Below are 23671 nucleotides of genomic sequence, written 5' to 3'. Positions count from 1 at the left end.
ATTAATGGTAGTTAATTTATTTCTGTTATTTATTCTCTCTAATATAAAAAGCCGAAAAGCCACAATGGAATTTTGTTTCCTTCTCCACGTTCTATCATATCGGCTGCAATAAAAAAGTCTTCTGTTCTAAATTTAGATTCGGGATTATCAATACTTTCGTTAATCTCGAAATTATACTGATCGTTCACCAAAAAATGCCCTCTATCTGTACTTGTAATAGATCTGCCCGGTCCTACTTGATTATAAAAGAACGTTTCTCGTAAATTGTCATCGTCTATATTATCTGGTGAAATTGCGTACAGAAGATTTGTATTATGCAAGTAAACTTTATTTGGTTTTTTTGAAGAATCTTTCGAGCTCTCCTTTGAATTCAAAAGAAAAATTAATCTCGCATTTTTCAGATAACGCAGATAATTCATAATAGTGGCTCGGGATGTTTCCACATCATTTGCCAATTTGCTTACATTTGGCTGAAAAGGAACATTACAAGATATTATATACAGAAGTTTCTTAAGTTTTTGTAGATATTTCAAATCAATCTGGTTCAAATAAGTGATATCAAACTCAAGCATCAGATTGATAATCTTTAACAAACTGTCAATAAAACTCTTTTCCTCCAAATAGCAAGGATAGTATCCATATCGTAAATAATTATTAAAATAGGCTAACGGACGCACTTTTTCAAGTATCTCATCCACAATTTCCTCATGGTGCTCTAGAATAAATTCTAAAGAATATCTTCGAAATTTATTTCCCGTTTCGTGATTTAAAAACTCCCTGAAAGATAGTCCGTTCAAATAATAAACATGTACAATACCTTTCAGCTCCTCATTTGTTTTAACTCTTAAAATAGAAGAAGCTGTAAAAATAATGTGTAAATCGGGATAATTCTCATAACAAGTTCTAAGATCCGAGGCCCACTCTGGGTATTTATGAATCTGATCTAAGAGTAATAATTTACCTCCTTTTTTGTAGAATTCATCAACAAATGAAACCAGACCCCTCTCTGTAAAGAAAAGATTGTTTAGGTTAATGTATAAGCATGATTTATCATTAGCACAGTGTTCACGCACATAATCCAATAAGAATGTAGTTTTTCCTACTCCTCTGGAACCTTTAATTGCAATTAAACGTTGCGACCAATCAATTTCATCAGCCAATTCACGCCTAATGGTAGTTTTTTTGTCTTTCAACAAACTATTATGTGTCTGAACTAAAGTATTCATTCATTCTTGAATTTACTTCGCAAATTTATGGAATTAATGACAGTTTTTGCTATCCGGAGATTACAAAACATTCTTTGTTTTGTAATTTATACTTATTTAAAATAAGCAGGTTTGAAAATTTCTAAAAGTATTTATCAAGATTATATAGAATTAAAATTCAAGCTAGATATCTAATAATGAAAATCTCACAAATCCAGAACATCATCATCCCCAAAATAATTCCACAAAAAAAAGACGGTAAATAATTACCGCCTTTTTTGATTCATATATCAATGATTTATTTATCATTCATAGAAATTAAAAACTCCTCGTTGGATTTGGTTCGTTTAAGCCTATCTCTTAAAAACTGCATTGCTTCAATCGAATTCATATCCGTTAGATAATTTCGAAGAATCCAAATACGATTCAATTCATTCTCATCTAAAAGAAGATCTTCACGGCGAGTACTTGATGCGGTAATATCAACAGCAGGATAAATTCTCTTATTAGATAATTTTCTGTCGAGCTGTAATTCCATATTACCAGTACCTTTAAATTCTTCAAAGATTACCTCATCCATTTTCGATCCCGTCTCTGTTAGTGCCGTTGCCAAAATAGTTAAAGATCCACCATTTTCAATATTCCGCGCAGCACCAAAGAATCGTTTTGGTTTGTGTAATGCATTTGCATCTACCCCTCCGGAAAGCACTTTTCCTGATGCAGGAGAAACAGTATTGTAAGCACGAGCTAATCGCGTAATAGAATCTAGAAGAATTACAACATCGTGCCCACATTCTACCATACGTTTGGCTTTTTCCAAAACAATATTGGCAACACGAACATGACGCTCTGCTGGCTCATCGAAAGTAGAAGATATGACTTCGGCATTTACACTTCTAGCCATATCTGTAACTTCCTCCGGGCGTTCATCAATTAATAAGATAATCATGAATGCTTCAGGATGATTTGCAGCAATTGCATTAGCAACTTCTTTCAATAAAACAGTTTTACCTGTTTTTGGTTGTGCTACAATTAAACCACGCTGTCCTTTTCCAATTGGGGCAAACATATCCACAACTCTGGTAGAAAGAGATGGCGTACCTTTACCAGTAAGATTGAATTTCTCATCAGGAAATAAGGGAGTTAAATGATCAAATGGTACCCGATCCCGAATAACATCTGGTAGGCGTCCATTTATTTTTTCCACTTTTATCAATGGAAAATATTTTTCTCCCTCTTTGGGAGGACGAATAGTACCATTGACTGTATCTCCTGTTTTTAATCCAAATAATTTAATCTGAGATTGAGAAACATAGATATCATCAGGGGAGTTTAAATAATTATAGTCTGAAGAACGTAGGAAACCGTAACCATCAGGCATAATTTCCAGTACACCGGCATTATGAATAATCCCATCGAATTCAAACATCTTCTCTTTCTCCCGCTTCTCGAAGCGTTTTTTGTTTGGATTGGGTTTATCTTGTCTTTCAGACCTATCGGAACGTTCCTGTCGATCCTTTTTTTCTGGTCTCTCTACTCTCTCCTGTCTCTCTGCTCTTTCCGGTCTTTCAACCTTCATTTTAAGATCTTCCGAAGAAGGTTTGTTAGCAGGGGATTTTTCTTCTTGATGAGTTAAAGTAGAATTTTCAACCACTTTTCTCTCTTGCCTTCTTTTATTTGCAGGAACTTCTTTTGGTTTAAAATCTTCTTTACCCATTTGAACAGCCGTTTCTTTCACAACATCCTTTACAGGTTGTTCTGATTTTCTCTTCTTTCGCAGTTTCAGTTTAGACTGCTCATCATCCACATCAGATTTCATTGCTCTTTTTCGGGGAGCTTTTTTCTCTGTGGATTTCATTTCAGAAGCTACAATTGCCTGTTGATCCAGAATTTTATATATCAAATCCTGTTTCTTAAAAGACTCAATTTTTTTAATTTTGAGTTCTTTTGCGATTTCTCGTAATTCAGGCACAAGCTTCTTGTTTAACTCAAGAATATCGTACATAAATAAATTATTAATATTTTTAGGGTAATGTTATTAGATAGAATTTGTATTTGAACAATACGGAACCTGATCTTTCGACCTCTATATGAGAAGAATCAATCGGAATTCAAGTGCAATATTACGCAATAAGTTATAATTCACAAAAAATAATTCAAAATTTATCGAATGTGAATTACATACGACCCAATGAGGTTTCACCCTAGAAGTCTTTCAAATGTAATAGATTGCTAATTTCATTTATTAAATCATTTTGCTATATTTAAATATTAATGAGCAAGCATGTCCTGTTTATTAAATACCATTTAATTCCACTATGAGACAGTTAAAAATAACCAAACAAGTAACAAACAGAGAGACTCCGTCGTTGGACAAGTATCTGCATGAAATCGGGAAAGTCGACCTAATTTCAGCTGAAGAGGAGGTAAAACTTGCCCGGTTGATAAAAAAAGGAGATAAAAAAGCTCTGGATCGACTAATTAAGTGTAATCTGCGTTTTGTTGTGTCCGTTTCTAAACAATATCAGAATCAAGGACTTAGTCTACCCGATCTAATTAACGAAGGCAATTTAGGATTAATAAAAGCTGCACAGAGATTTGATGAAACAAGAGGTTTTAAATTTATTTCGTATGCAGTTTGGTGGATTCGCCAATCAATTTTGCAAGCTTTGGCAGAACAAGCCAGAATTGTTAGATTACCATTAAATAAAATTGGTTCTATTAATAAAATCAACAAAACATTCGCCCAATTAGAGCAAGAGTATCAGCGGGAACCATCGCCTGAAGAAATTGCTAATATATTAGAGATGAGTCCGAAAGATGTAAAAGAGGCATTAAAGGCTTCTGGACGGCATGTTTCCATGGATGCTCCTATTAATCCTGATGAAGAAAATACACTGTACGATATTCTTCTAAGTAATGATGATATTAGTCCTGACAAAACATTAATTAAGGATTCCTTAAAAAAAGAGATTGATCGCTCCCTTTCGACACTTTCAAAACGTGAAGCCTCAATTATTAGATTATATTTTGGACTAAATGGAAAACCGCCATATTCCTTGGAAGAAATAGGTAAAGAATTCGGACTTACAAGAGAACGGGTTCGACAAATTAAGGAAAAAGCAATCAAACGAATGAAGACAACTTTTCGTAGTAAAATTTTAAAAACCTACCTTGGAGAATAAATAATCTTTTTATAGAATACACTAAAAGGATAAGAGAATCATGAAATATCATTTTCATCTCTTATCCTTAATTGTTTTATCTTTGCGCAAAATATAATCCAAACACAGAAAATTAAATGCAAACATTAATTTCACCTTCTCTTTTAGCTGCTGATTTCACAAATCTACAAGCTGATATTGACATGGTAAACAATAGTGAAGCCGATTGGTTCCACCTTGACATTATGGATGGAGTTTTCGTCCCCAATATTTCCTACGGTATTCCGGTCGTTGAACAAATCAACAAAATTGCAAAAAAGCCATTAGATGTCCATTTGATGATTATTGATCCGGACAGGTACGTAGAAGCCTTTAAAAAAGCCGGTTCTGATATTTTAACTGTTCATTATGAGGCATGTACTCATTTACACCGAACCATTCAAAATATTAAACAACATGGGATGAAAGCAGGAGTATCATTAAATCCACATACTCCAATTTCTGTCTTAGAAGATGTAATCAAAGACATTGACCTTGTGTTATTAATGAGTGTAAATCCAGGCTTTGGAGGACAAAGTTTTATCAAAAACACTTATTGTAAGGTACAAAAACTAAAGGCATTAATTCAGGATAAACAGGCTGATACACTCATAGAAATTGATGGAGGAGTAAATTTACAAACGGGAAAAAAACTTATTGATGCCGGGGCAAATGCTCTGGTAGCAGGAAGCTTTGTTTTTGGCTCCAATAATCCAGCGCAAACAATATCAGAGTTGAAAAAATTATAAATAATTGGGCTGAATTAGTAAAAATTCAGCCCAACTCATTTTTAAACTTTCAGGATATTTTCATTCTTCAAATAATCCTCTAAATATGCAAATGGAGGTGTTAGTTTACCATCCTTTACAATTGTTGCCCGTTCCACTATGCCTTCCGGATCATCACCAAACAAAGCATCATACACATTTTCAAATAAAGCATTTCCAAAATCTATTGAAGAATCTCGTGGCAACTCTCCAGGTAAATTATCGACAGCCATTACAGTTACATTTCTCCTATCAACAAAAGGGATGGTTTCTTCTCCACTATACCGATCATATCCATAAAATGATGATGCAATAGTTGATGGTCGCAAGGTTGATGGGATAGGACCATTAAGATCACAGCTCACATCTGCAATTACCGAAATCTTAAAATCATCTTCTTTATAATCATCTTGGGTTAGAAATTTGGGAGACTTAGGATCCCAAAAATGACAAGCAATATACAAATCTGTAACTTTAGTAAATGGCTTAAAAGTGGATTTATACATTTCGGGATATTCAAAGAAATCTTGTAAATCAAATGCACGCCCGTCCTTTCGTTCTACATAATACTGCGGATCAATACGACAGACAACTGGCTCATCATAATTCTTATTTAGGAAATCCTTAGGAGATACCTCCTTAATATTTAAAGTTCGAATCGTCTGCATCGCTCCCATCGCCACTCTACCACCACCAGTTATTAAGATTTTTATTGGTTTCAGTTGAATTGTTTTTAAATGCTTATACATCCCCCCCATATCGTGGCAAGAACCAGCAGGAGGAAGATCAAAAAAATCAGTTCTCACACCTCTGGCCCTTAGGGCTTTGTAAGCCCCCACAACTCCGGCCCAATGCCCAAAGGCGACTAATCTTTGATGATTATTATTCGTTAAATATTCATAATCAATCAGCGTAATATTTTTCTTAATAATTTGCTGTAACAATTCCCGGTTATAGGGTTGTTTCTTTGCGGTGTGTGAGAAAAACAAATACGTTTTATTAGGGATTAGAGTAGGAATATAAATCTCTTTTACACCAATAAGTATATCACAATCACGCAGATCTTCAGTTAAAAAATATCCCTGTTGCCGATATTCCGCATCAGAAAAACAGCGGATATCACTTGGCTGAATATAAATACTAACATCCGAATATTTGTCAAGTATGCGTAAACCAATTTGTGGTGGAATAGCAACTCTACGATCAGGTGGATTTTTGGTTTCTCTAAGAACTCCAACTCTAATTTTTTTCTTCATATGAATATATATTAAGGTGCGACTAGCAGTTAAAAGTGGAATTAATGCATTTTATACTAGCTATTCATCTTGAAATATTCACCCTACACTTACAGAATACAGAATCTCCAAATGCCTGATTTCTTATTTCTTGACACACGCCGTTCTAATTTAGTAATTAAGAAACACATTTTATATGAAAAAAATCATGCGATGCATATGTTTTTTGCTAATTTTGCATGAATTCTGGGGCTGACGTGGTTTTGACAGCATGTAGAATTGATATGTAAGCATGTCGAGCGTTGTTATTCCAGCTCGTAAATATCGGATATCATACTTTTTAATTGGCGAAAATAACTACGCTCTTGCTGCTTAATCGAATTATAGTAGATTAAAGCTTTATCATCACTCTAGGAGTGAAGACGAGACATCCAGCTTATGGTCCTACCTTGTTCCGGTAAGTAATTGGATGCTATCAATTCAGGGTTAGTCAGCTTCAAGCTTTGAGGAGTTGGCGAAATTTAGAAGATAAGTTAGGATCTCGGGTGTGCTTTCCCAAATCCCAATCGAAAATTAATAAAGCAATAAGCATGTAGAAAGCCTATTGATCACTTGTTTGGACCAGGGTTCGATTCCCTGCAGCTCCACTAGACGATAATCAAATCCGCTTAAACTCTTCAGTTTTAGCGGATTTTTTGTGTCTTCATATTCAAACCACATCAAAAAAAACAGATACCATTTTTAAAAAATGAATAATTAGTATCCCTATTTTTCGTTTTTGGTCAGACTTGCTAAAATAACAAAAGAGGTATGTCCTCCATTCCATTATACCAAAGAAAAGCAAGTCTACTCAGCAGAACAGAGCAAAATAAAGCCATGTAACACATCAGCTCTTGGCGCACTCATTTATCCACCTATCAATATCATAGTTTTGATCGTTTTATCCGCATAAAAATTCCAACACCACAAAATCCCTCTATCTATTTTCTGATATTAAAATAAGCAGGAAACATCAGCTTTTCGGCAAGTTCACAAAATATTGTTTTTTTATTTTGCAGGATTACCTAACAAAATCTATTTATTTTAGTTCGGAGTGATTTGCCTTATTTCGCTAATCCAAGCCTCGTTCTTTCAAAAAAAAATACAAATCGTTGCTAATAGCACTTAACATCTTTCTTTTTCAACTGTCATACTATTTTTCCACCTCCTTTTCGAATGGCATCACAATCGCCTATTGAAAATATTTTTCAATAATTTATGAACAATGTTTACAATTAACACATAATTTATTATAAATTTATATTGTTTTTCATAAGCCAAATCTATCAAACAGACCTCTACACGATGATTGAACAGAACAAAATCCAAAAACTACTGGAAATAATGGTTTTCCTCTCAAGTGGAATTAAATACACTTTAGAGGAAATTGCAGAGCGCTTCGAGATGTCGGAACGAACAACCCGACGTTACATCCAAACTTTTCGCGAGGCCGGATTCATAATACCAAAACCTGAAAACGGAAGATATTACATCGATAAAGAGTCGGCCTATTTTAAAGAAATTAGTGAGCTTATACATTTCTCGAAAGAAGAAGCTATAATTCTTCAGAAAGCAATTCATTCGGTTAGCGACGAAAATCCACTAAAACAAAACCTCGTTAAAAAACTTTATGCTCTTTATGATTTCGAAAGGGTTGCTGATACTATTGTGAAAGAAAAATATTCGGTAAATATTCACCAATTAATGCAGGCCATTAAATGCAAGAACAAAGTAATTCTACGCGATTATCTATCGGCGAACAGCAAACAACAAAAAGACCGTATTGTTGAACCCTTCGATTTTACAAACAACTACATTGCAATATGGGCATACGACATTGAAGACGGATGCTGCAAAACTTTTAAAAATACTCGTATTGCCTCCGTCCAAATCTTACCTGAACCTTGGGAACACAAGGGAAATCATATAAAATTACCGATGGATATTTTTAGAATAGGTTCAAAAGAAAAGACCGACATAAAATTACAACTTTCAATCCGTGCTGCGGAACTGCTTCAGGAAGAATATCCGCTATCGGAACAATACATTACACAAATAAATAAGGAGCAATTTGATTTTGAAGCTCCTGTTTCAGGTTTTGATGGTGTAGGACGTTTTATTATGGGTTTATGTGAGGAAATTAAAATAATCTATCCGGAGTCATTAAAAGATTTTCTAAAAAATAAAGCAGAAAAAATTCTAACGGTCAGAAGTTGACAGTAATCTATTATTTCTTTAATCACTCAAAACATACAAAAGCTTATTAATGAGATTCGAATTAACATTAAACCGTACCACAAAGCAGCGTATGCTGCCCATGGATTATCAGTATTACATCAGTGCCTGGATTTACAAAGTATTGAAACAAGCCGATGCCGATTTTGCCAATTTTCTGCATAACAAAGGTTATAGGAAGGATGAAAATGACAACAAACTTTACAAACTGTTCTGTTTTTCGAGATTAAATTTTGGGAAACCGAAACTCTGGAAAGAGAAAAAACTATTTGAAATATCGGCACACGAAATTAAACTGCAAATATCCTTCGATGTAAACGAAGCCGCCACCAATTTTATAAAAGGTTTGTTTATGCTTCAGGAATTTTATTTGGGTGACAAATTCAATGGTATCGACTTTAAGGTAGCCAAAGTAGAAGCACTGCCTAAAACTGAGTTTTCGGAAAGCATGCGTTACCATCTGCAGACTCCTTGGGTAATTAGCTTTAAGGCAGAAAATGCCAGGTATCCACAATACCTTTCGCCGAATAATGAACTGTTTGAAAGCCTAACAATAAATCATCTGGTTGAAAAATACAACAACACTCGCTATCCAAAATCAATTACAACAGGACAAATTAATTTTAGGAGGCTAAACGATTTTAAACGTTCGGGCTTTGTAATGAAACCAGGAACAGCTCAGCAATCGCGTATCGTTGGTAATTTATTTGAGTTTGAGTTGAATGCGCCTGTTGAAGTGCATGAGATGATTTGGAGTGCCGGTGTCAGCGAGAAAAGTTCGAGTGGTTTTGGGTGGATTGAGGGGATTGAAAAGAGTAAAACTGAATAATGACTGCTTGCACAGAAATAAGCACTCGGCACATGGAAATAACTGCTCGCCATACGGAAATAGTCAGTCGGCGAAGCGAAATACTTGCTCGTTACATAGAAATGCCTGCCCGGTGCAAAGTAAGAAGCAGACAATGGGCCGAAATAATTGCTCGATGGTAAGAAATTACCTGACAATAAACAGAAATAAGCACTCAATGTATGGAATATCCAAAATTGAATGCAGTACTAATTAATAATAAATAATTTTTAATGTTATGGATCAATCACAAATGAACAGAAAGCACATGATTGAGGCTACAGTGACTTACCTCGACGAGAATGCTACTATCTGGCAAAGTATCGCCAAAATTGGGGAGGTGAAAAACAAGATTGGCAACATTAGCCTGGCAATAAACGATGCTGCCGAACTTCAATCTGATTCGAAGGTAACAATGGGGAAAGTAAAATTAACCCTAAAACGCACCATATGCGAAAAAGCCGATATTGTTAATGACATTGTAGAAGTATATGCCGTGATGAACAGTAAGGACAAACTTGCCGGAAAAATGGCCGATAGTGCTTCTGATTTATTCAAGATGAAAAACGACGATATGCTTCGACGGGTGAAATTGATTATTGGAAAGGCTACTGATTTACAAGAACCTTTGGCTGCTGATTATGGCCTAAACACCGAACAAGTAAGCGATTTGAAAGCCGATTACGACCATTTTCTGGAACTGAATGGGCAACCTCGCGAGTATCAGATTAAATCGAGCATGGCTACACACAGCCTGGAAGAGCTGTTCACCGAGGCAAACGACCTACTCTCGAATCAGCTCGACAACCTGATTAAAATATTTAAACGCCGTGATGCCAACTTCTATCATGGCTATTTAAAGGCTCGAATGGTGGTGGATTATTGATAATATTCTTCTCCCTGTAATAATTACAGGGAGAAGTAAAAATTAAATAACAATGCTAGATACTGTAATTAAAATTGGAAAACTTTACCGTGAAGCCCTTAATGCCCATAAATACCATGAGCAGATAAATCATGCATGGAAAGATGTGGAAGCTCTGCGAAAAAAGAAAGATAAAGACGGCAATGTGATTGATACCGTCTTTTATGAATTACCTGTGATCGATAAGGGAAATACTTTTGAGTTTAACTTTGAAAATCTAAAGGAAATTGAAGACGAAGACAAACAAAAACAAATCTATTATCTAAATTTCAAAACCTCAAAAAAGGATGCAGAAAAGCGCTACCTATTCGGAGACATTGTTTATAGTCATTTTATTGATAATAAAAACAAACTGAATGAATTTGGAAATTATCGTTTATTTGGAAAATGGGAAAATAAATCATCATTTGAAGGTGCTGAACCATTAAATGCATTTATTAAAAGCGACAACATTAAAAAGTTTCGTTATGCATATAGGAATAAGAAAGAACAGTTTGAGATGTTGATAAAATCAAAACAATCAATTGTTCTACACTTTACATTTAATACTCACCCTTGGTATAAACTACCAAATATTGTTGAAGACGTTGATTCAATAATTCTATTCTATAAACCCAAGGGTAAAAATGAAAGTCTTGTTGGGTATTTAGAAGACAAGTTGGATAAGGATTTCATCGACAATAATAATTTATCAGCAAAACTAACACTTAACAAATATCTTTATAAAACTTTGGGTGGTGTAACACCTGGTTTTTCTGAAGTTTATTCATACAAGAATAAGGTATTTACAATTGATAATGTTATTAGCCTGATGTACGCAACACAAGTATATCAAGATCCTATAATTAGGATTAATCAAATTGGAATCATTGCCTTGCCTCATTCTGATAAAATCACCTCAGAAGAAATAGTTTCCTTTTTTAACCGTGAACAAAAGTCAATCTCAACGCAGGCACGAAAGGAAGAAACTATTGTTTTAGAATCTGATGACATATTTGCCCCACTAACCGAAAATTTGTTTGCAGATACTGTAAAATTTGACATCATATTTTCCAGTATTCCTAAATCACCTTCGGGAGTTTTTAGTGATTTAATAGAAATATCAAATATCGAAAAAAGCTTATTAAAGCAAGTACATGAACATATTCTATCTCAAAAGGCTAAGATATTAAACCGTACTAATAAAGCTTTTCCTAATACTAAAAAGCCATTTGCATTTTCTGTTCGATACAGTTTCTTAAAAATATTGGGAGATGTAACCAAAGACAAAAAGAAGTATCAATCACATTTGCTAAAAGTGTTACCTCAATTATATTCAAACACCTATTATCAAGACCCAATCTTGTTACCCGCTTTTATAGAAAAAGTGGAATATAATATCAGAGAAGGTGGACAACTTTTTAACATACTCAAATACGACTTCTATTTTTTAATGAACATTCAAAAAAATAATAATCTAATGAAAATAACAGAAACTAAAAGTTATGACTTGGGTAAAAACCTGGGTATTATGGCAAATAGATTTGCTGCCTGGCGCGACGATTGCCCAATTAAATCGTTTGAAAAATCTTATGTCGGCAATCTTTCGCGACGCATTACCTCAATTGAAGAACTAGTTAAATTTTCTGGTTTTTTAAATGAGAAGCTTACTATTCATGGCTTCATGAGTAAAAGTAAGTATATCTATATTAAAGATGCATATTCTTCTTTAGTAGAGACTATCAACAATTTTGAAGGAGAAAAATACAACCGTCACAATTGTGCATTAGGATTTTTCGAAAGCTATTATGGAAAAAGAGTATCAAATACAGAACAACAAATCAACTAAAAAATAATATCATGGAAAATACAATTGAAAAATCAGAAATCTTATTCTTATTTGAAAGTAAATACACCATCCCAAACGGAGATCCATTTACAGGTGAACAACGCTACGACGAAGAAACAAAAAAAGTATTGGTATCCGATGTACGGATTAAAAGGTATGTGCGCGATTACTTTGAGTTATTAGGAAAACGAATATTTATTACAGAAAACTCACCAATTGGAAAAACAGATGTAAAAAAAATGGTTAAACATCTTGCAGTTGAGCAAAAGCAAGTTGACATCCGAAAAGTAATGCAATCGATGATTGATGTGCGTTTGTTCGGAGGAATTTCAACTATTGAAAAAAAAGAATCAAAAGTAAAAATTGACTCAAATGACAAGCAACTAATTAATTATCATTTAAATATTACTGGGCCAACCCAATTTGCATTATTAAATCCATCTCTGAATAAAGTTGACATGAGACTTCATCAGAATACAAGCGTCATGCTTTCCAAAGCAGATAATGAACAAGGTTCTATTGCAACAACAACAGTCGTCCCTTATGCCATCAATCAAATTCAAGGTTGGATAAATCCTTTTTCTGCAGAAAAAAGTGGTTTAATCAAAGATGACATTAACGATTTGTTTAAAGCAATGTGGAACAGCATAAATAATATCAATACCAGAAGCAAATCAAACCAAAGCTCTGTTCTTTTATTGCAAATTGTTTATAAAGAACCAACCGACAAATTGTATGGTACAGATCGGTTAGTTAACATCGAATCAGAAAAAGAAGATGAACAAATACGCTCAATGGAAGATTACAACTTCAACTTCGATAAATTAAAGGCAATAACGAAATCTGAAAAAGTAAAAGAAATTCGTTTTTATACAGAAATTGAAGAAATCAAAAAGCAACTAATAGGTGATAAATTCACAGAAATGACACTATAAGATGAAGGCGATAAAATTGGAAATAACAGGCAATTGGGCACAGTTCCGTAAAGCCGAAACCAATAACAATCCGCTTTCGCACGATTTCATTACCAAAACTGCCTTTATTGGAATGATTGGAGCAGTACTTGGGATTGAACGCAACGAAATGAAACCTTTGTTCCCTTTGTTCAGCGAAGGGTTACTTTACTCGGTTCAGGTAAACAATGAAGTCATTAAACAATCGTGGGGGTTCACTTTAAGAAAGGTAAATAATGCTTGGGATAAAGCTCCTAAACAAATGGAGTTCATCAAACACCCCAACTACACGGTTGTTTTAGCATTAAAAAACGAAGAATACAGTGATTACTTCACTCGTTTTAGTTCATTTTGCAAACAAGGTCAGGCTTGTTTTACTCCTGTTCTAGGCTTGCACAACTGTCCAGCAGAGATTAAGTTTCTTGAAGAAGGTGAGATTGTTGAGAAAAACGGAACATTTACAACTTTCGGTTTTATTACAGATGATTATCCGCCATTAATGGACGATTTAACGTCTTTCAGGATTGGGTTTGATAAAATACCTACTTTTCAAAATGATGATTTTTGGAACTTACCCGAAAAATTTTGTAAGGTAGTGTACCCTTCAAATCAATTTAAGTTAAAATCAGAAGGAACATATTTTGAATTTAATAACGAATCACAATGGTGCATGATTTAACATTTGAATCGCATCCAGGTAAATTATTGGAAGAACACATTTGGGGAGTACACAAAGGCACTCTCCAAAGTTCTTCGTTACCAATTGCTGGATTGGCTGCTTTATTTCACGATTTGGGAAAAATCAATCCCAATTTTCAAAACAAACTCCACGGAAAAAGCACTGGATATGGGAATCATTCCTACTTGTCGGTAATCGCATGGGTTAATTATGCTTTGATCAACATGAAAGACATCATGATGGAGCATGGATTGAAAACTCAGGAAGAGTTTTCGTTATTTATTTTACAAGTTGCTGTTCTAATTGGCAAACATCACCAGAACTTACCAAATTTTGAGTACGCTTTTACTGGCTCAGAAGAATTAATTAGGGCTACTGAATTTGCCAAAGAAAATGTATGCGATCTTCCTATAAGTGAATTTGTAAATAAAACATTAAAATTAGATTGTGTATCATTTGAATTGAAGTGGGGAAAACAATCAAATATGTTCGTTTCTTTTTTGTCCAAGTATCAAAAGAAAGCATGGAAGCAAGCTCCTTTAAAATTCTTTATGGATACTCAGGAATCTTTTTCTGCCTTGATTGAAGCAGATAAAAAAGATGCGGGAAAAAATGATTCTTACTTTTTTAACGAAACCATTGAAACAAACACAAAACAACTTGCAATAAACCTTACTAGTACGTTTGATAAATTTGATCAAAATCTAGATATATCGCAACTGAATATATTAAGGACTCAAATTCGTTTCGAAGCAATTGAGGGAGTAAAAAAAGGATTACTGAACGATGAACGCATTTTTACGCTAACAGCACCAACAGGGGCTGGGAAAACATTTACTATGCTTTCTATTGCCGACGAAATTAGAAAACAAAAAGGGAATTTAGGAATTATTTACTCACTGCCTTTCTTGTCTATAACTGAACAGGTTCAAAAAATTGCTGAAGAACTTTTAGATGATGTTATGTCAGTTAATTCTAAAACTGAAAACGAACGAATTCGGAATGCACAGCAATCTTATGAAAATAATCAATCTGCTGAGAACCTAACAGAGATTTTAAAAGAAGACTTTATTCAAAACACCTTCGATCATCCTTTTATTATTACAACGTTTGTTCAGTTTTTTGAAAGCTTAGTAAGCAATAAGAACTCTACCTTGTTAAAGCTCCCAAATTTCAAAAAACGAATCTTTCTTATTGATGAAGTTCAGGCATTGCCTCCTCGATTATATATTTTCTTTTCGGCATGGCTAGATGAATTTTGTAGGAGGAACGATTCTTACGCAATACTATCAACTGCAACCATGCCCAAGTTGACAATTCCTATCAAAGATACTGATGAAGATTGCAGAGCAGATTTGTTATTTAAAGATTACACTGTGCCTAATGAGTTAATCGATTGCAAAAAATATTTTGCAGAAGATATTTTTAATCGCTATGAAATAAAAGTTCTTTCCGATCAACAAACCAATGAATCGTTGGTAAACCATATTCTTGAATTAGACGGTTCTTGCTTAGTAATCTTAAATACAATTGCCGACACAAAGAACCTTTATAATGAATTGATAGGAAAATCGGAGAACGTTCTTCTATTGAATACTCATTTCATTCCTGATGATCGAACAAGAATAATAAATCAGTCACAAGATTTATTAAAAGCTAACCAAAAAGTAATTTTAATATCAACACAGCTAATTGAAGCAGGTGTTGATATCGATTTCCCTATTGTTTATCGCGATATGTGTCCCTTACCAAGTCTTATTCAAAGTGCTGGCCGTTGTAATAGGAATAATAAATTAGATAAAGGACAGGTCTATTTTTTCGAGCTAGTTAGCGATAATGGTCAATCGAGAGCTAAACTAATCTATAGAAACGAAGGAAAAAGGTTTTTAGACTTTTGCCGTAAAGAAATTCCAACCTCAATTAATGAAAACCAACTATTTGATGTTCAATCAAAATTTTTTGAAAGCATCCAGCAAAATCTTACAATAGGAGAATTTAAAGTATTGTCGAGCTCCAAAACAGACTCGATCTCATTGCAGCAAAATCTTACAATAGGAGAATTTAAAGCCGATAAAGATGCTTCTATAAATATGGTTAAGTGCATCAATAATGCCGAATTTGAAAGTATGGGAAAATTCAAACTCATCAATAATGATATTGGAGACCAAGTACAATATTATATTTTGAAAAACGAGATGGATGAATGTTATGAAAAGCTTAATAAATTACTTAATGAGCTAAAATTGCAAACAGATTATGCGAATTCTAAACGTTTGAAAATTAAAATAAGCGACTATATAAAAAAGTTAAGTGGAAGAATACTGAATATTCGCGTTAACAAATACAACAAGGCTCAAATGCCAGAACCATACCAAGACGAAATACTAGGTATTAAATTTATCTCTACGAATAATTATTCATCTACAGAAGGATTAATTCTTGATAACATTGAAAACTGCTTTTTATAATGCAAATAACAGGAACTTTAATATCATATTATTTTTATTGCCACCGTCGCATGTGGTTGCATGCAAACGATATAAAATTTGAAGACAATTCGGAAGATGTTGCGATGGGCGTTTTAATAGAGAAAACCTCTTACCAGCAACGCTCATCCAAGTATGAACAAGTTGAAATCGGTCCCATAAAAATTGATTTTTACGATACCAAGAATAAAATAATTCATGAAGTTAAAAAGTCAAGTAAATTTCATGAAACTCATATTTGGCAGATAAAATACTACATCTATATTTTAGAATTGAAGGGTATTGATGACGTAACGGGCGTACTAGAATATCCGAAGGAGCGAAAAACGGAGGACGTGTTTTTGAGTACGCCAGACCGGGAACGAATAAAGGAATTTCTTGTGGAAATTGATCAAATTATACACGCCAATAAATGCCCAGAAGCCATAAATAAACCTAGATGTAAAAAATGTTCCTATTACGATTTTTGTTACAGCTCTGAAAGTGAAGAATAAGACTGATTATCTGGCAACAATAAACCCTATCTCAAAATGAAAAAAACCTACTACCTATTCAACCCTGGTCGCTTATCGAGAAAAGATAATACTCTAAAATTTACACCGGTAGATGAAGAGGGTAATGATTTAAAACCTCGATATCTGCCCGTTGAACATATTGACCAATTATATGTTTTTGGATCGTTAGATGCTAATTCGGCACTTTATAATTTTTTAGGTAAAAATGATATTGCTGTTCATTTTTACGATTACTATGAAAATTATACCGGATCGTTTGCACCTAAATGTAAGCTTTTATCAGGCAAAATGTTAATTGCTCAAACTCAGGCTTATTTAAAAAAATCGAAACGTATCGTTGTTGCCCAATCTTTTATCGAAGGTGCATCGTTTAATATGCTGAAAAATTTGAGATATTACGATAATAGAGGTAAAGATTTGATGCCAGTAATTGATAGTATTGAACTGCTTCGGGAAAAAATTAGAGAGACCAAAAAAGTTGATGAGTTGATGGGTATTGAAGGAAATATCCGGAAAAACTATTACGATGCGTTCAATTTAATTATCAATGATCATGAAATGGGAATTCGGACCAAACGCCCTCCTTTAAATATTGTAAATAGTCTAATTTCATTTGGCAATATGATGTGTTATTCGGAGTGTTTGCGTGCTATTCAAAAAACTCAACTGGAACCCACCATTAGTTTTTTGCACGAACCGGGAGAACGCCGATTTAGTCTTGCTTTGGATTTGGCGGAAGTTTTTAAACCTTTTTTAGTAGATCGGGTTATTTTTAAGGTTTTAAACAAAAAAGAGATTCAGGAGCATGATTTTGAGGAAAAATTGAACCGAATTATTCTGAAAGAAAAGGGGAAGAAAAAGTTTATTCAGGCTTTTGAAAAACGATTGGAAGAAACCATAAAACACCGAAGTTTAAATAGAAATGTAAGCTACAAACATTTAATAAAATTGGAATGTTATAAATTGCAAAAACACCTGCTTGAAATTGATGAATACAAACCCTTTAAAATTTATTGGTAATGTATGTGATATTAATGTATGACATGGGCGAAAAACGAGTTGGCAAAATGTTAAAACTGTGCAGACAATATTTAAATTGGATTCAAAACTCTGTTTTCGAAGGCGAAATATCGGAGGTGAAACTAAAAGAGTTAATCTCGAGAGCAGAATTTATAATGAATGAAGAAGAACACGATAGCTTGATTGTATTTAAAAGTAGAGATCAAAAATGGCTCGAGAAAGAAGTGATTGGACATGAAAAAAATGATCTCGATCAATTCTTATAGTTGTCGATAAGGTATTATCCGCCTCCTCTCTCCCATTCGCAGAAATATCATTTCTCTATTTACGATCTTTGACATACTAAAAAAACTAATGTTTCGGCAATGTTGTCGAAATCCCGTATATTTTATACTTTTACCCATCGACAACTTATACTTACTATTTTAGCTATATCTGCAAATCTTAATTAATTGATTTTCAGGTATTTTTTTTGAGTCGTCGATCGACTCTCAATCGTACCAAAGTGGAATTGAAATCAAGTGTACAAAATGTATAACTAAAAACATAGTTCCTCTCAATCGTACCAAAGTGGAATTGAAATGACTATCGAAGTTTTTGTTATGGATGATGCCGAAACTCTCTCAATCGTACCAAAGTGGAATTGAAATCGGGATTAAAAAGTTTGGAAAATGGTCGAAAAAAAACTCTCAATCGTACCAAAGTGGAATTGAAATCACCAAAGGTTGCCGATTTAATTGATGGATTGGCAGCTCTCAATCGTACCAAAGTGGAATTGAAATGAGTTACTAAAGTTGGATGTAAAAATTAATGATAAAACTCTCAATCGTACCAAAGTGGAATTGAAATACAAAAAGATCCTTTTCCCCAGCAATGTGAGTATTCCTCTCAATCGTACCAAAGTGGAATTGAAATATAGTTGAATACTTTGTGCATGGATATGTACCTGCAACTCTCAATCGTACCAAAGTGGAATTGAAATGCAATTGCGGGGGCGGTTGTGTTTGCCACCAGTGCGCTCTCAATCGTACCAAAGTGGAATTGAAATTGAGTACCAGTGTAGCTCCTATGCCGATGTGCATTGGCTCTCAATCGTACCAAAGTGGAATTGAAATAAGGTTCTACAACTGCAGGTGCTGGAACTGTTGTGTCTCTCAATCGTACCAAAGTGGAATTGAAATCCTGTTGGTACTAGTTTATTAATAGGGGGCGGCGCACTCTCAATCGTACCAAAGTGGAATTGAAATACACCAGACATAGACTTTACAGGCGGCGTCGATGCACTCTCAATCGTACCAAAGTGGAATTGAAATCGTTAATTTTGTGCTTACGGTTTACAATGGTAATTGGCTCTCAATCGTACCAAAGTGGAATTGAAATAATTGCTACTTCGCCATTTTTACCATACACTTTTACACTCTCAATCGTACCAAAGTGGAATTGAAATCTACAATGCCGTTGCTAAAAGCATAAAAGCCATAATCCTCTCAATCGTACCAAAGTGGAATTGAAATAATAGAGAGTGCTTGCGAAAAATTGTTGTTTAAAATCTCTCAATCGTACCAAAGTGGAATTGAAATACTTATAAGGCGTCTGTGTTTGGTACGGTGTGGATTCTCTCAATCGTACCAAAGTGGAATTGAAATTGAAGTTATTAGCATGGATTCTTTAAGTAAATTAACTCTCAATCGTACCAAAGTGGAATTGAAATCCTATCCCCTGTTCAATGTCTTTAGTAACATAACTCTCTCAATCGTACCAAAGTGGAATTGAAATGATTGAAAGTGCTTGCGAAAAATTGTTGTTTAAAATCTCTCAATCGTACCAAAGTGGAATTGAAATAGGAAAAGCGATGCTGAATACGTTTCTATGATGTGTCTCTCAATCGTACCAAAGTGGAATTGAAATTCATTCAAAATTACCATGATGTAATCGCCTACTGCTCTCTCAATCGTACCAAAGTGGAATTGAAATATGGATCCGGAAGAAATTGTTGTTTCGTGGAAATCGCCTCTCAATCGTACCAAAGTGGAATTGAAATTGGATTCTTTAAGTAAATTAATTAAACATTACAAACTCTCTCAATCGTACCAAAGTGGAATTGAAATTCGGGATATGTTTATCAATATACTTTGGAAGATAAACTCTCAATCGTACCAAAGTGGAATTGAAATAGGCGTAAAATTCGCCTATGCCGTAGCTAAGAATAACTCTCAATCGTACCAAAGTGGAATTGAAATTCGGTAATGTTCATGTCCTCGAGTAGCTTTTTTCTTTCTCTCAATCGTACCAAAGTGGAATTGAAATAAGAACAAGGAACACGCCGCCAACAAAATGATATGCCTCTCAATCGTACCAAAGTGGAATTGAAATATTTTTCAGTTCATGATAACACCCCCGATTTAGATGCTCTCAATCGTACCAAAGTGGAATTGAAATAAAAAGACGAGTCCGGTAATCCCATTCCAGATGCCACTCTCAATCGTACCAAAGTGGAATTGAAATTTATTAGTGAGAAAGAGTATCAGGATGAAATCGATAACTCTCAATCGTACCAAAGTGGAATTGAAATAATATAGCTACGTGCTGTTAAAGAAGATAAAAAGAGACTCTCAATCGTACCAAAGTGGAATTGAAATAAAAAAAGATAGGAAGCTCGCAACCTCCTACCTTTACTCTCAATCGTACCAAAGTGGAATTGAAATTTGTTGCAAGACTCCCGTAATGAAAAAAAAGGATACTCTCAATCGTACCAAAGTGGAATTGAAATGAACGTAAAGCATTTTCAAAATGCTCCCAAATATCCTCTCAATCGTACCAAAGTGGAATTGAAATCCCAAAAATGGAGATTAAAAGGCCATGCAATTGATACTCTCAATCGTACCAAAGTGGAATTGAAATCTAAAACAACTGGTTATAATAATGCTACGTCAGGATTCTCTCAATCGTACCAAAGTGGAATTGAAATCATGTACCCGGTATTGTATGAAGCTGCAGCTTTAATACTCTCAATCGTACCAAAGTGGAATTGAAATCTAATAGCCATTGTTGTTTCGCTATTATTTCGACCCTCTCAATCGTACCAAAGTGGAATTGAAATGCACTTCCCTTACCGGGAAGTAGAGAGTAAATAATTCTCTCAATCGTACCAAAGTGGAATTGAAATATTAAATACAGTAAGAAAAATTGGCCAGAGATTAAACTCTCAATCGTACCAAAGTGGAATTGAAATGTATTCAACCACCACACATAAGTTTTACTATTCATACTCTCAATCGTACCAAAGTGGAATTGAAATCAGAATTGCGATACTTTATGCGAATTAAGACCAGACTCTCAATCGTACCAAAGTGGAATTGAAATGCAGGAACTTTTATGGCAACAAAGTTAGTCTTGGTTCTCTCAATCGTACCAAAGTGGAATTGAAATAGTAATAACCAACCAATTGATTTCGTGCGGAAGCTTACTCTCAATCGTACCAAAGTGGAATTGAAATAACAATAATAAACGAAGGCTATTGCCCTAATTGCGGCTCTCAATCGTACCAAAGTGGAATTGAAATGGAACTACATTGGACATTAAGGAAACGTAGGATTTACTCTCAATCGTACCAAAGTGGAATTGAAATTCTTCACGAACAATTGCACCAATGTAGCGTTTCGGCTCTCAATCGTACCAAAGTGGAATTGAAATAATTGAGGTATTCGATAAGGTGTACCGCTTGAGTCACTCTCAATCGTACCAAAGTGGAATTGAAATTAGCCATCGGTTGGGCTATCTTCCCTCGCTGCAATACTCTCAATCGTACCAAAGTGGAATTGAAATTAGTTTAATTCTAATTTATTGCCGCTACCGTGAACCCTCTCAATCGTACCAAAGTGGAATTGAAATCTTCTACCTTCAGCTATACCAGACTCAAGATATATTCTCTCAATCGTACCAAAGTGGAATTGAAATTACTATATCAAAGCCTGGGCATTTATCAAGGATATCACTCTCAATCGTACCAAAGTGGAATTGAAATAATAATATTCTCACATCAGACATTTGCTGCAAAATTCTCTCAATCGTACCAAAGTGGAATTGAAATATAAAAGAAAGTGCCAATAAACACAATGAAGGTAATCTCTCAATCGTACCAAAGTGGAATTGAAATCAGATTCGAGCATGAATTCCCCATTCAGGTCTTCCTCTCTCAATCGTACCAAAGTGGAATTGAAATATTTGTATTTGGTGCAGAATAAAACTTTGGCTTAATCTCTCAATCGTACCAAAGTGGAATTGAAATATCGCTAAATCGCTAGATGTTTTCAAGGTCGAGATCCTCTCAATCGTACCAAAGTGGAATTGAAATATTTACGAAACTTTGTTAATATTCAATTTAAAACAAACTCTCAATCGTACCAAAGTGGAATTGAAATCCGGTCCTTATACGCTAACTTTAAAAATTGAGGAAGCTCTCAATCGTACCAAAGTGGAATTGAAATTATACTCTGGCAGAAAGTAAAACAGATGCTTGGGTACTCTCAATCGTACCAAAGTGGAATTGAAATATAATAGGCTTAATATAAACCATTACCCAACAGCAATCTCTCAATCGTACCAAAGTGGAATTGAAATGGAATTGAGGTTATTATTGCAGACAGTGTTTCACACGCTCTCAATCGTACCAAAGTGGAATTGAAATACAAGAAGATGAACTATTAAGTGAATCGTATGTCGTCTCTCAATCGTACCAAAGTGGAATTGAAATTGGGGAAGAGTTACGCCAATACATAAAAAATTCGTCCTCTCAATCGTACCAAAGTGGAATTGAAATGATAACGATAGCGACCCAACAAACGAGAATCAGGATCTCTCAATCGTACCAAAGTGGAATTGAAATTATGTTCATGTTCTATTTACATTGTTTGGCATTGAATCTCTCAATCGTACCAAAGTGGAATTGAAATTAAAACAGGAGTTTGGCAGCTTGACGATTTGTACGTACTCTCAATCGTACCAAAGTGGAATTGAAATCCCGATCGGAGTAATCGCTGTTAATGATAGTGTTACTCTCAATCGTACCAAAGTGGAATTGAAATTAATTGCGAACTTGCGCATTATTTACTAAAAGAAACTCTCAATCGTACCAAAGTGGAATTGAAATAAAGATAATAACAAGCGGAAGCGTAAAAGAATTAACCTCTCAATCGTACCAAAGTGGAATTGAAATAAGTATATAGAGAGGCCTCCAGACGAGCGTCAAGCGTCTCTCAATCGTACCAAAGTGGAATTGAAATCCGTGTATAGTTAATTTATTTGCTACATAATCTGCACTCTCAATCGTACCAAAGTGGAATTGAAATTGATTCCGCCAACATATGGCCCTATTTCCTTAGTAAGCTCTCAATCGTACCAAAGTGGAATTGAAATTCAAATCACGATGCTTCTCAAAAATTTCATTCTTGAACTCTCAATCGTACCAAAGTGGAATTGAAATAAAAGGATTAATTTCATTGGTAATGTATTCCAGTTCCTCTCAATCGTACCAAAGTGGAATTGAAATAGACCTTATTTAAAGTATTATTATAAAGAGTTGGAATCTCTCAATCGTACCAAAGTGGAATTGAAATCCTGATGGTATAATCTCAACGGCTGAAAAAGGACAAGCTCTCAATCGTACCAAAGTGGAATTGAAATAGTTAAGACCTAAACTATCTTTTTGCCAACTCAACACTCTCAATCGTACCAA

15 protein-coding genes, 1 other RNA gene and 1 CRISPR repeat array are annotated in these 23671 nt (G+C 34.5%); of the genes, 13 read left to right on the top strand and 3 right to left on the bottom strand.

Going from position 1 to position 23671, the window contains the following annotated elements:
• Positions 1-38: 38 nt before the first annotated feature.
• Together DLK05_RS11120 and rho are read right to left on the bottom strand one after the other, a co-directional pair.
• Positions 39-1226, bottom strand: coding sequence for an AAA family ATPase (locus tag DLK05_RS11120; RefSeq protein WP_127344083.1), 1188 nt, complete (start codon positions 1224-1226; stop codon positions 39-41).
• A gap of 277 nt (positions 1227-1503) precedes the next feature.
• Positions 1504-3210 (bottom strand): transcription termination factor Rho, encoded by a 1707-nt coding sequence (rho, locus tag DLK05_RS11115; RefSeq protein ID WP_127344082.1) that lies wholly within the window; start codon positions 3208-3210, stop codon positions 1504-1506.
• A gap of 313 nt (positions 3211-3523) precedes the next feature.
• Here rho and DLK05_RS11110 point away from each other — a divergent pair, with 313 nt between their 5' ends.
• Both DLK05_RS11110 and rpe read left to right on the top strand, forming a co-directional pair.
• A complete protein-coding gene (locus DLK05_RS11110) occupies positions 3524-4390 on the top strand; it encodes a sigma-70 family RNA polymerase sigma factor (protein ID WP_127344081.1) in 867 nt (288 codons plus the stop codon).
• A 116-nt stretch (positions 4391-4506) separates the two neighbouring features.
• On the top strand, positions 4507-5157 hold the full coding sequence (rpe, locus tag DLK05_RS11105; protein ID WP_127344080.1) for a ribulose-phosphate 3-epimerase: 651 nt from the start codon (positions 4507-4509) through the stop codon (positions 5155-5157).
• 41 nt (positions 5158-5198) lie between these two features.
• On the opposite strand, the gene DLK05_RS11100 is transcribed toward rpe, so the two are convergent.
• Entirely contained in the window at positions 5199-6431 is a 1233-nt protein-coding gene (locus DLK05_RS11100; protein ID WP_209319842.1) for an NAD(P)-dependent oxidoreductase, read from the bottom strand.
• A gap of 227 nt (positions 6432-6658) precedes the next feature.
• Between DLK05_RS11100 and ssrA the strand changes: the two genes are divergently transcribed.
• The 11 genes from ssrA to cas2 all read left to right on the top strand — a co-directional run bounded on the left by ssrA (position 6659) and on the right by cas2 (position 18203).
• Positions 6659-7060, top strand: a transfer-messenger RNA (tmRNA) gene (gene ssrA, locus DLK05_RS11095).
• Between the two features lie 694 nt (positions 7061-7754).
• Positions 7755-8666: a helix-turn-helix transcriptional regulator gene (locus tag DLK05_RS11090; RefSeq protein WP_127344079.1), complete on the top strand. Its 912-nt coding sequence runs from the start codon at positions 7755-7757 to the stop codon at positions 8664-8666.
• 49 nt (positions 8667-8715) lie between these two features.
• Positions 8716-9513: a CRISPR-associated endoribonuclease Cas6 gene (gene cas6, locus DLK05_RS11085; RefSeq protein ID WP_235831992.1), complete on the top strand. Its 798-nt coding sequence runs from the start codon at positions 8716-8718 to the stop codon at positions 9511-9513.
• Positions 9514-9769: 256 nt separating this feature from the next.
• Positions 9770-10417, top strand: coding sequence for a hypothetical protein (locus DLK05_RS11080; protein ID WP_127344078.1), 648 nt, complete (start codon positions 9770-9772; stop codon positions 10415-10417).
• 52 nt (positions 10418-10469) lie between these two features.
• Positions 10470-12284 carry a hypothetical protein gene (locus DLK05_RS11075; protein WP_127344077.1) on the top strand — a complete coding sequence of 605 codons (1815 nt, stop codon included), beginning with the start codon at positions 10470-10472 and terminating at the stop codon, positions 12282-12284.
• An 11-nt stretch (positions 12285-12295) separates the two neighbouring features.
• Entirely contained in the window at positions 12296-13219 is a 924-nt protein-coding gene (gene cas7b / locus DLK05_RS11070; RefSeq protein WP_127344076.1) for a type I-B CRISPR-associated protein Cas7/Csh2, read from the top strand.
• Position 13220: 1 nt separating this feature from the next.
• Positions 13221-13916, top strand: coding sequence for a CRISPR-associated protein Cas5 (gene cas5, locus DLK05_RS11065; RefSeq protein WP_127344075.1), 696 nt, complete (start codon positions 13221-13223; stop codon positions 13914-13916).
• Positions 13901-16384 carry a CRISPR-associated helicase Cas3' gene (cas3, locus tag DLK05_RS11060; RefSeq protein ID WP_127344074.1) on the top strand — a complete coding sequence of 828 codons (2484 nt, stop codon included), beginning with the start codon at positions 13901-13903 and terminating at the stop codon, positions 16382-16384. Before cas5 ends, cas3 begins: the two co-directional genes overlap by 16 nt.
• Positions 16384-16896: a CRISPR-associated protein Cas4 gene (gene cas4, locus DLK05_RS11055; RefSeq protein ID WP_127344073.1), complete on the top strand. Its 513-nt coding sequence runs from the start codon at positions 16384-16386 to the stop codon at positions 16894-16896. Before cas3 ends, cas4 begins: the two co-directional genes overlap by 1 nt.
• Before the next feature lie 36 nt (positions 16897-16932).
• Positions 16933-17937, top strand: coding sequence for a type I-B CRISPR-associated endonuclease Cas1b (gene cas1b, locus DLK05_RS11050; protein ID WP_127344072.1), 1005 nt, complete (start codon positions 16933-16935; stop codon positions 17935-17937).
• Positions 17937-18203, top strand: a complete 267-nt coding sequence (cas2, locus tag DLK05_RS11045) for a CRISPR-associated endonuclease Cas2 (RefSeq protein ID WP_127344071.1) — start codon at positions 17937-17939, stop codon at positions 18201-18203. The genes cas1b and cas2 overlap by 1 nt, the downstream gene beginning before the upstream one ends.
• 222 nt (positions 18204-18425) lie before the next feature.
• Positions 18426-23619: a CRISPR direct-repeat array (repeat unit 30 nt; unit sequence CTCTCAATCGTACCAAAGTGGAATTGAAAT).
• Positions 23620-23671: the final 52 nt, after the last annotated feature.

The sequence above is a fragment of the Ancylomarina longa genome, assembly GCF_003996985.1.
Classification (GTDB): Bacteria; Bacteroidota; Bacteroidia; order Bacteroidales; family Marinifilaceae; genus Ancylomarina_A; species Ancylomarina_A longa.
The sequence above is the reverse complement of the archived record's forward strand: the minus strand, read 5'-3'. Positions and strand labels throughout refer to the sequence as shown.

Coding starts and splice junctions, on each gene's coding strand:
- DLK05_RS11120 (WP_127344083.1), bottom strand. CDS start 1,226: ATGAATACTTTAGTTCAGACACATAATAGTTTGTTGAAAGACAAAAAA.
- rho (WP_127344082.1), bottom strand. CDS start 3,210: ATGTACGATATTCTTGAGTTAAACAAGAAGCTTGTGCCTGAATTACGA.
- DLK05_RS11110 (WP_127344081.1), top strand. CDS start 3,524: ATGAGACAGTTAAAAATAACCAAACAAGTAACAAACAGAGAGACTCCG.
- rpe (WP_127344080.1), top strand. CDS start 4,507: ATGCAAACATTAATTTCACCTTCTCTTTTAGCTGCTGATTTCACAAAT.
- DLK05_RS11100 (WP_209319842.1), bottom strand. CDS start 6,431: ATGAAGAAAAAAATTAGAGTTGGAGTTCTTAGAGAAACCAAAAATCCA.
- DLK05_RS11090 (WP_127344079.1), top strand. CDS start 7,755: ATGATTGAACAGAACAAAATCCAAAAACTACTGGAAATAATGGTTTTC.
- cas6 (WP_235831992.1), top strand. CDS start 8,716: ATGAGATTCGAATTAACATTAAACCGTACCACAAAGCAGCGTATGCTG.
- DLK05_RS11080 (WP_127344078.1), top strand. CDS start 9,770: ATGGATCAATCACAAATGAACAGAAAGCACATGATTGAGGCTACAGTG.
- DLK05_RS11075 (WP_127344077.1), top strand. CDS start 10,470: ATGCTAGATACTGTAATTAAAATTGGAAAACTTTACCGTGAAGCCCTT.
- cas7b (WP_127344076.1), top strand. CDS start 12,296: ATGGAAAATACAATTGAAAAATCAGAAATCTTATTCTTATTTGAAAGT.
- cas5 (WP_127344075.1), top strand. CDS start 13,221: ATGAAGGCGATAAAATTGGAAATAACAGGCAATTGGGCACAGTTCCGT.
- cas3 (WP_127344074.1), top strand. CDS start 13,901: ATGGTGCATGATTTAACATTTGAATCGCATCCAGGTAAATTATTGGAA.
- cas4 (WP_127344073.1), top strand. CDS start 16,384: ATGCAAATAACAGGAACTTTAATATCATATTATTTTTATTGCCACCGT.
- cas1b (WP_127344072.1), top strand. CDS start 16,933: ATGAAAAAAACCTACTACCTATTCAACCCTGGTCGCTTATCGAGAAAA.
- cas2 (WP_127344071.1), top strand. CDS start 17,937: ATGTATGTGATATTAATGTATGACATGGGCGAAAAACGAGTTGGCAAA.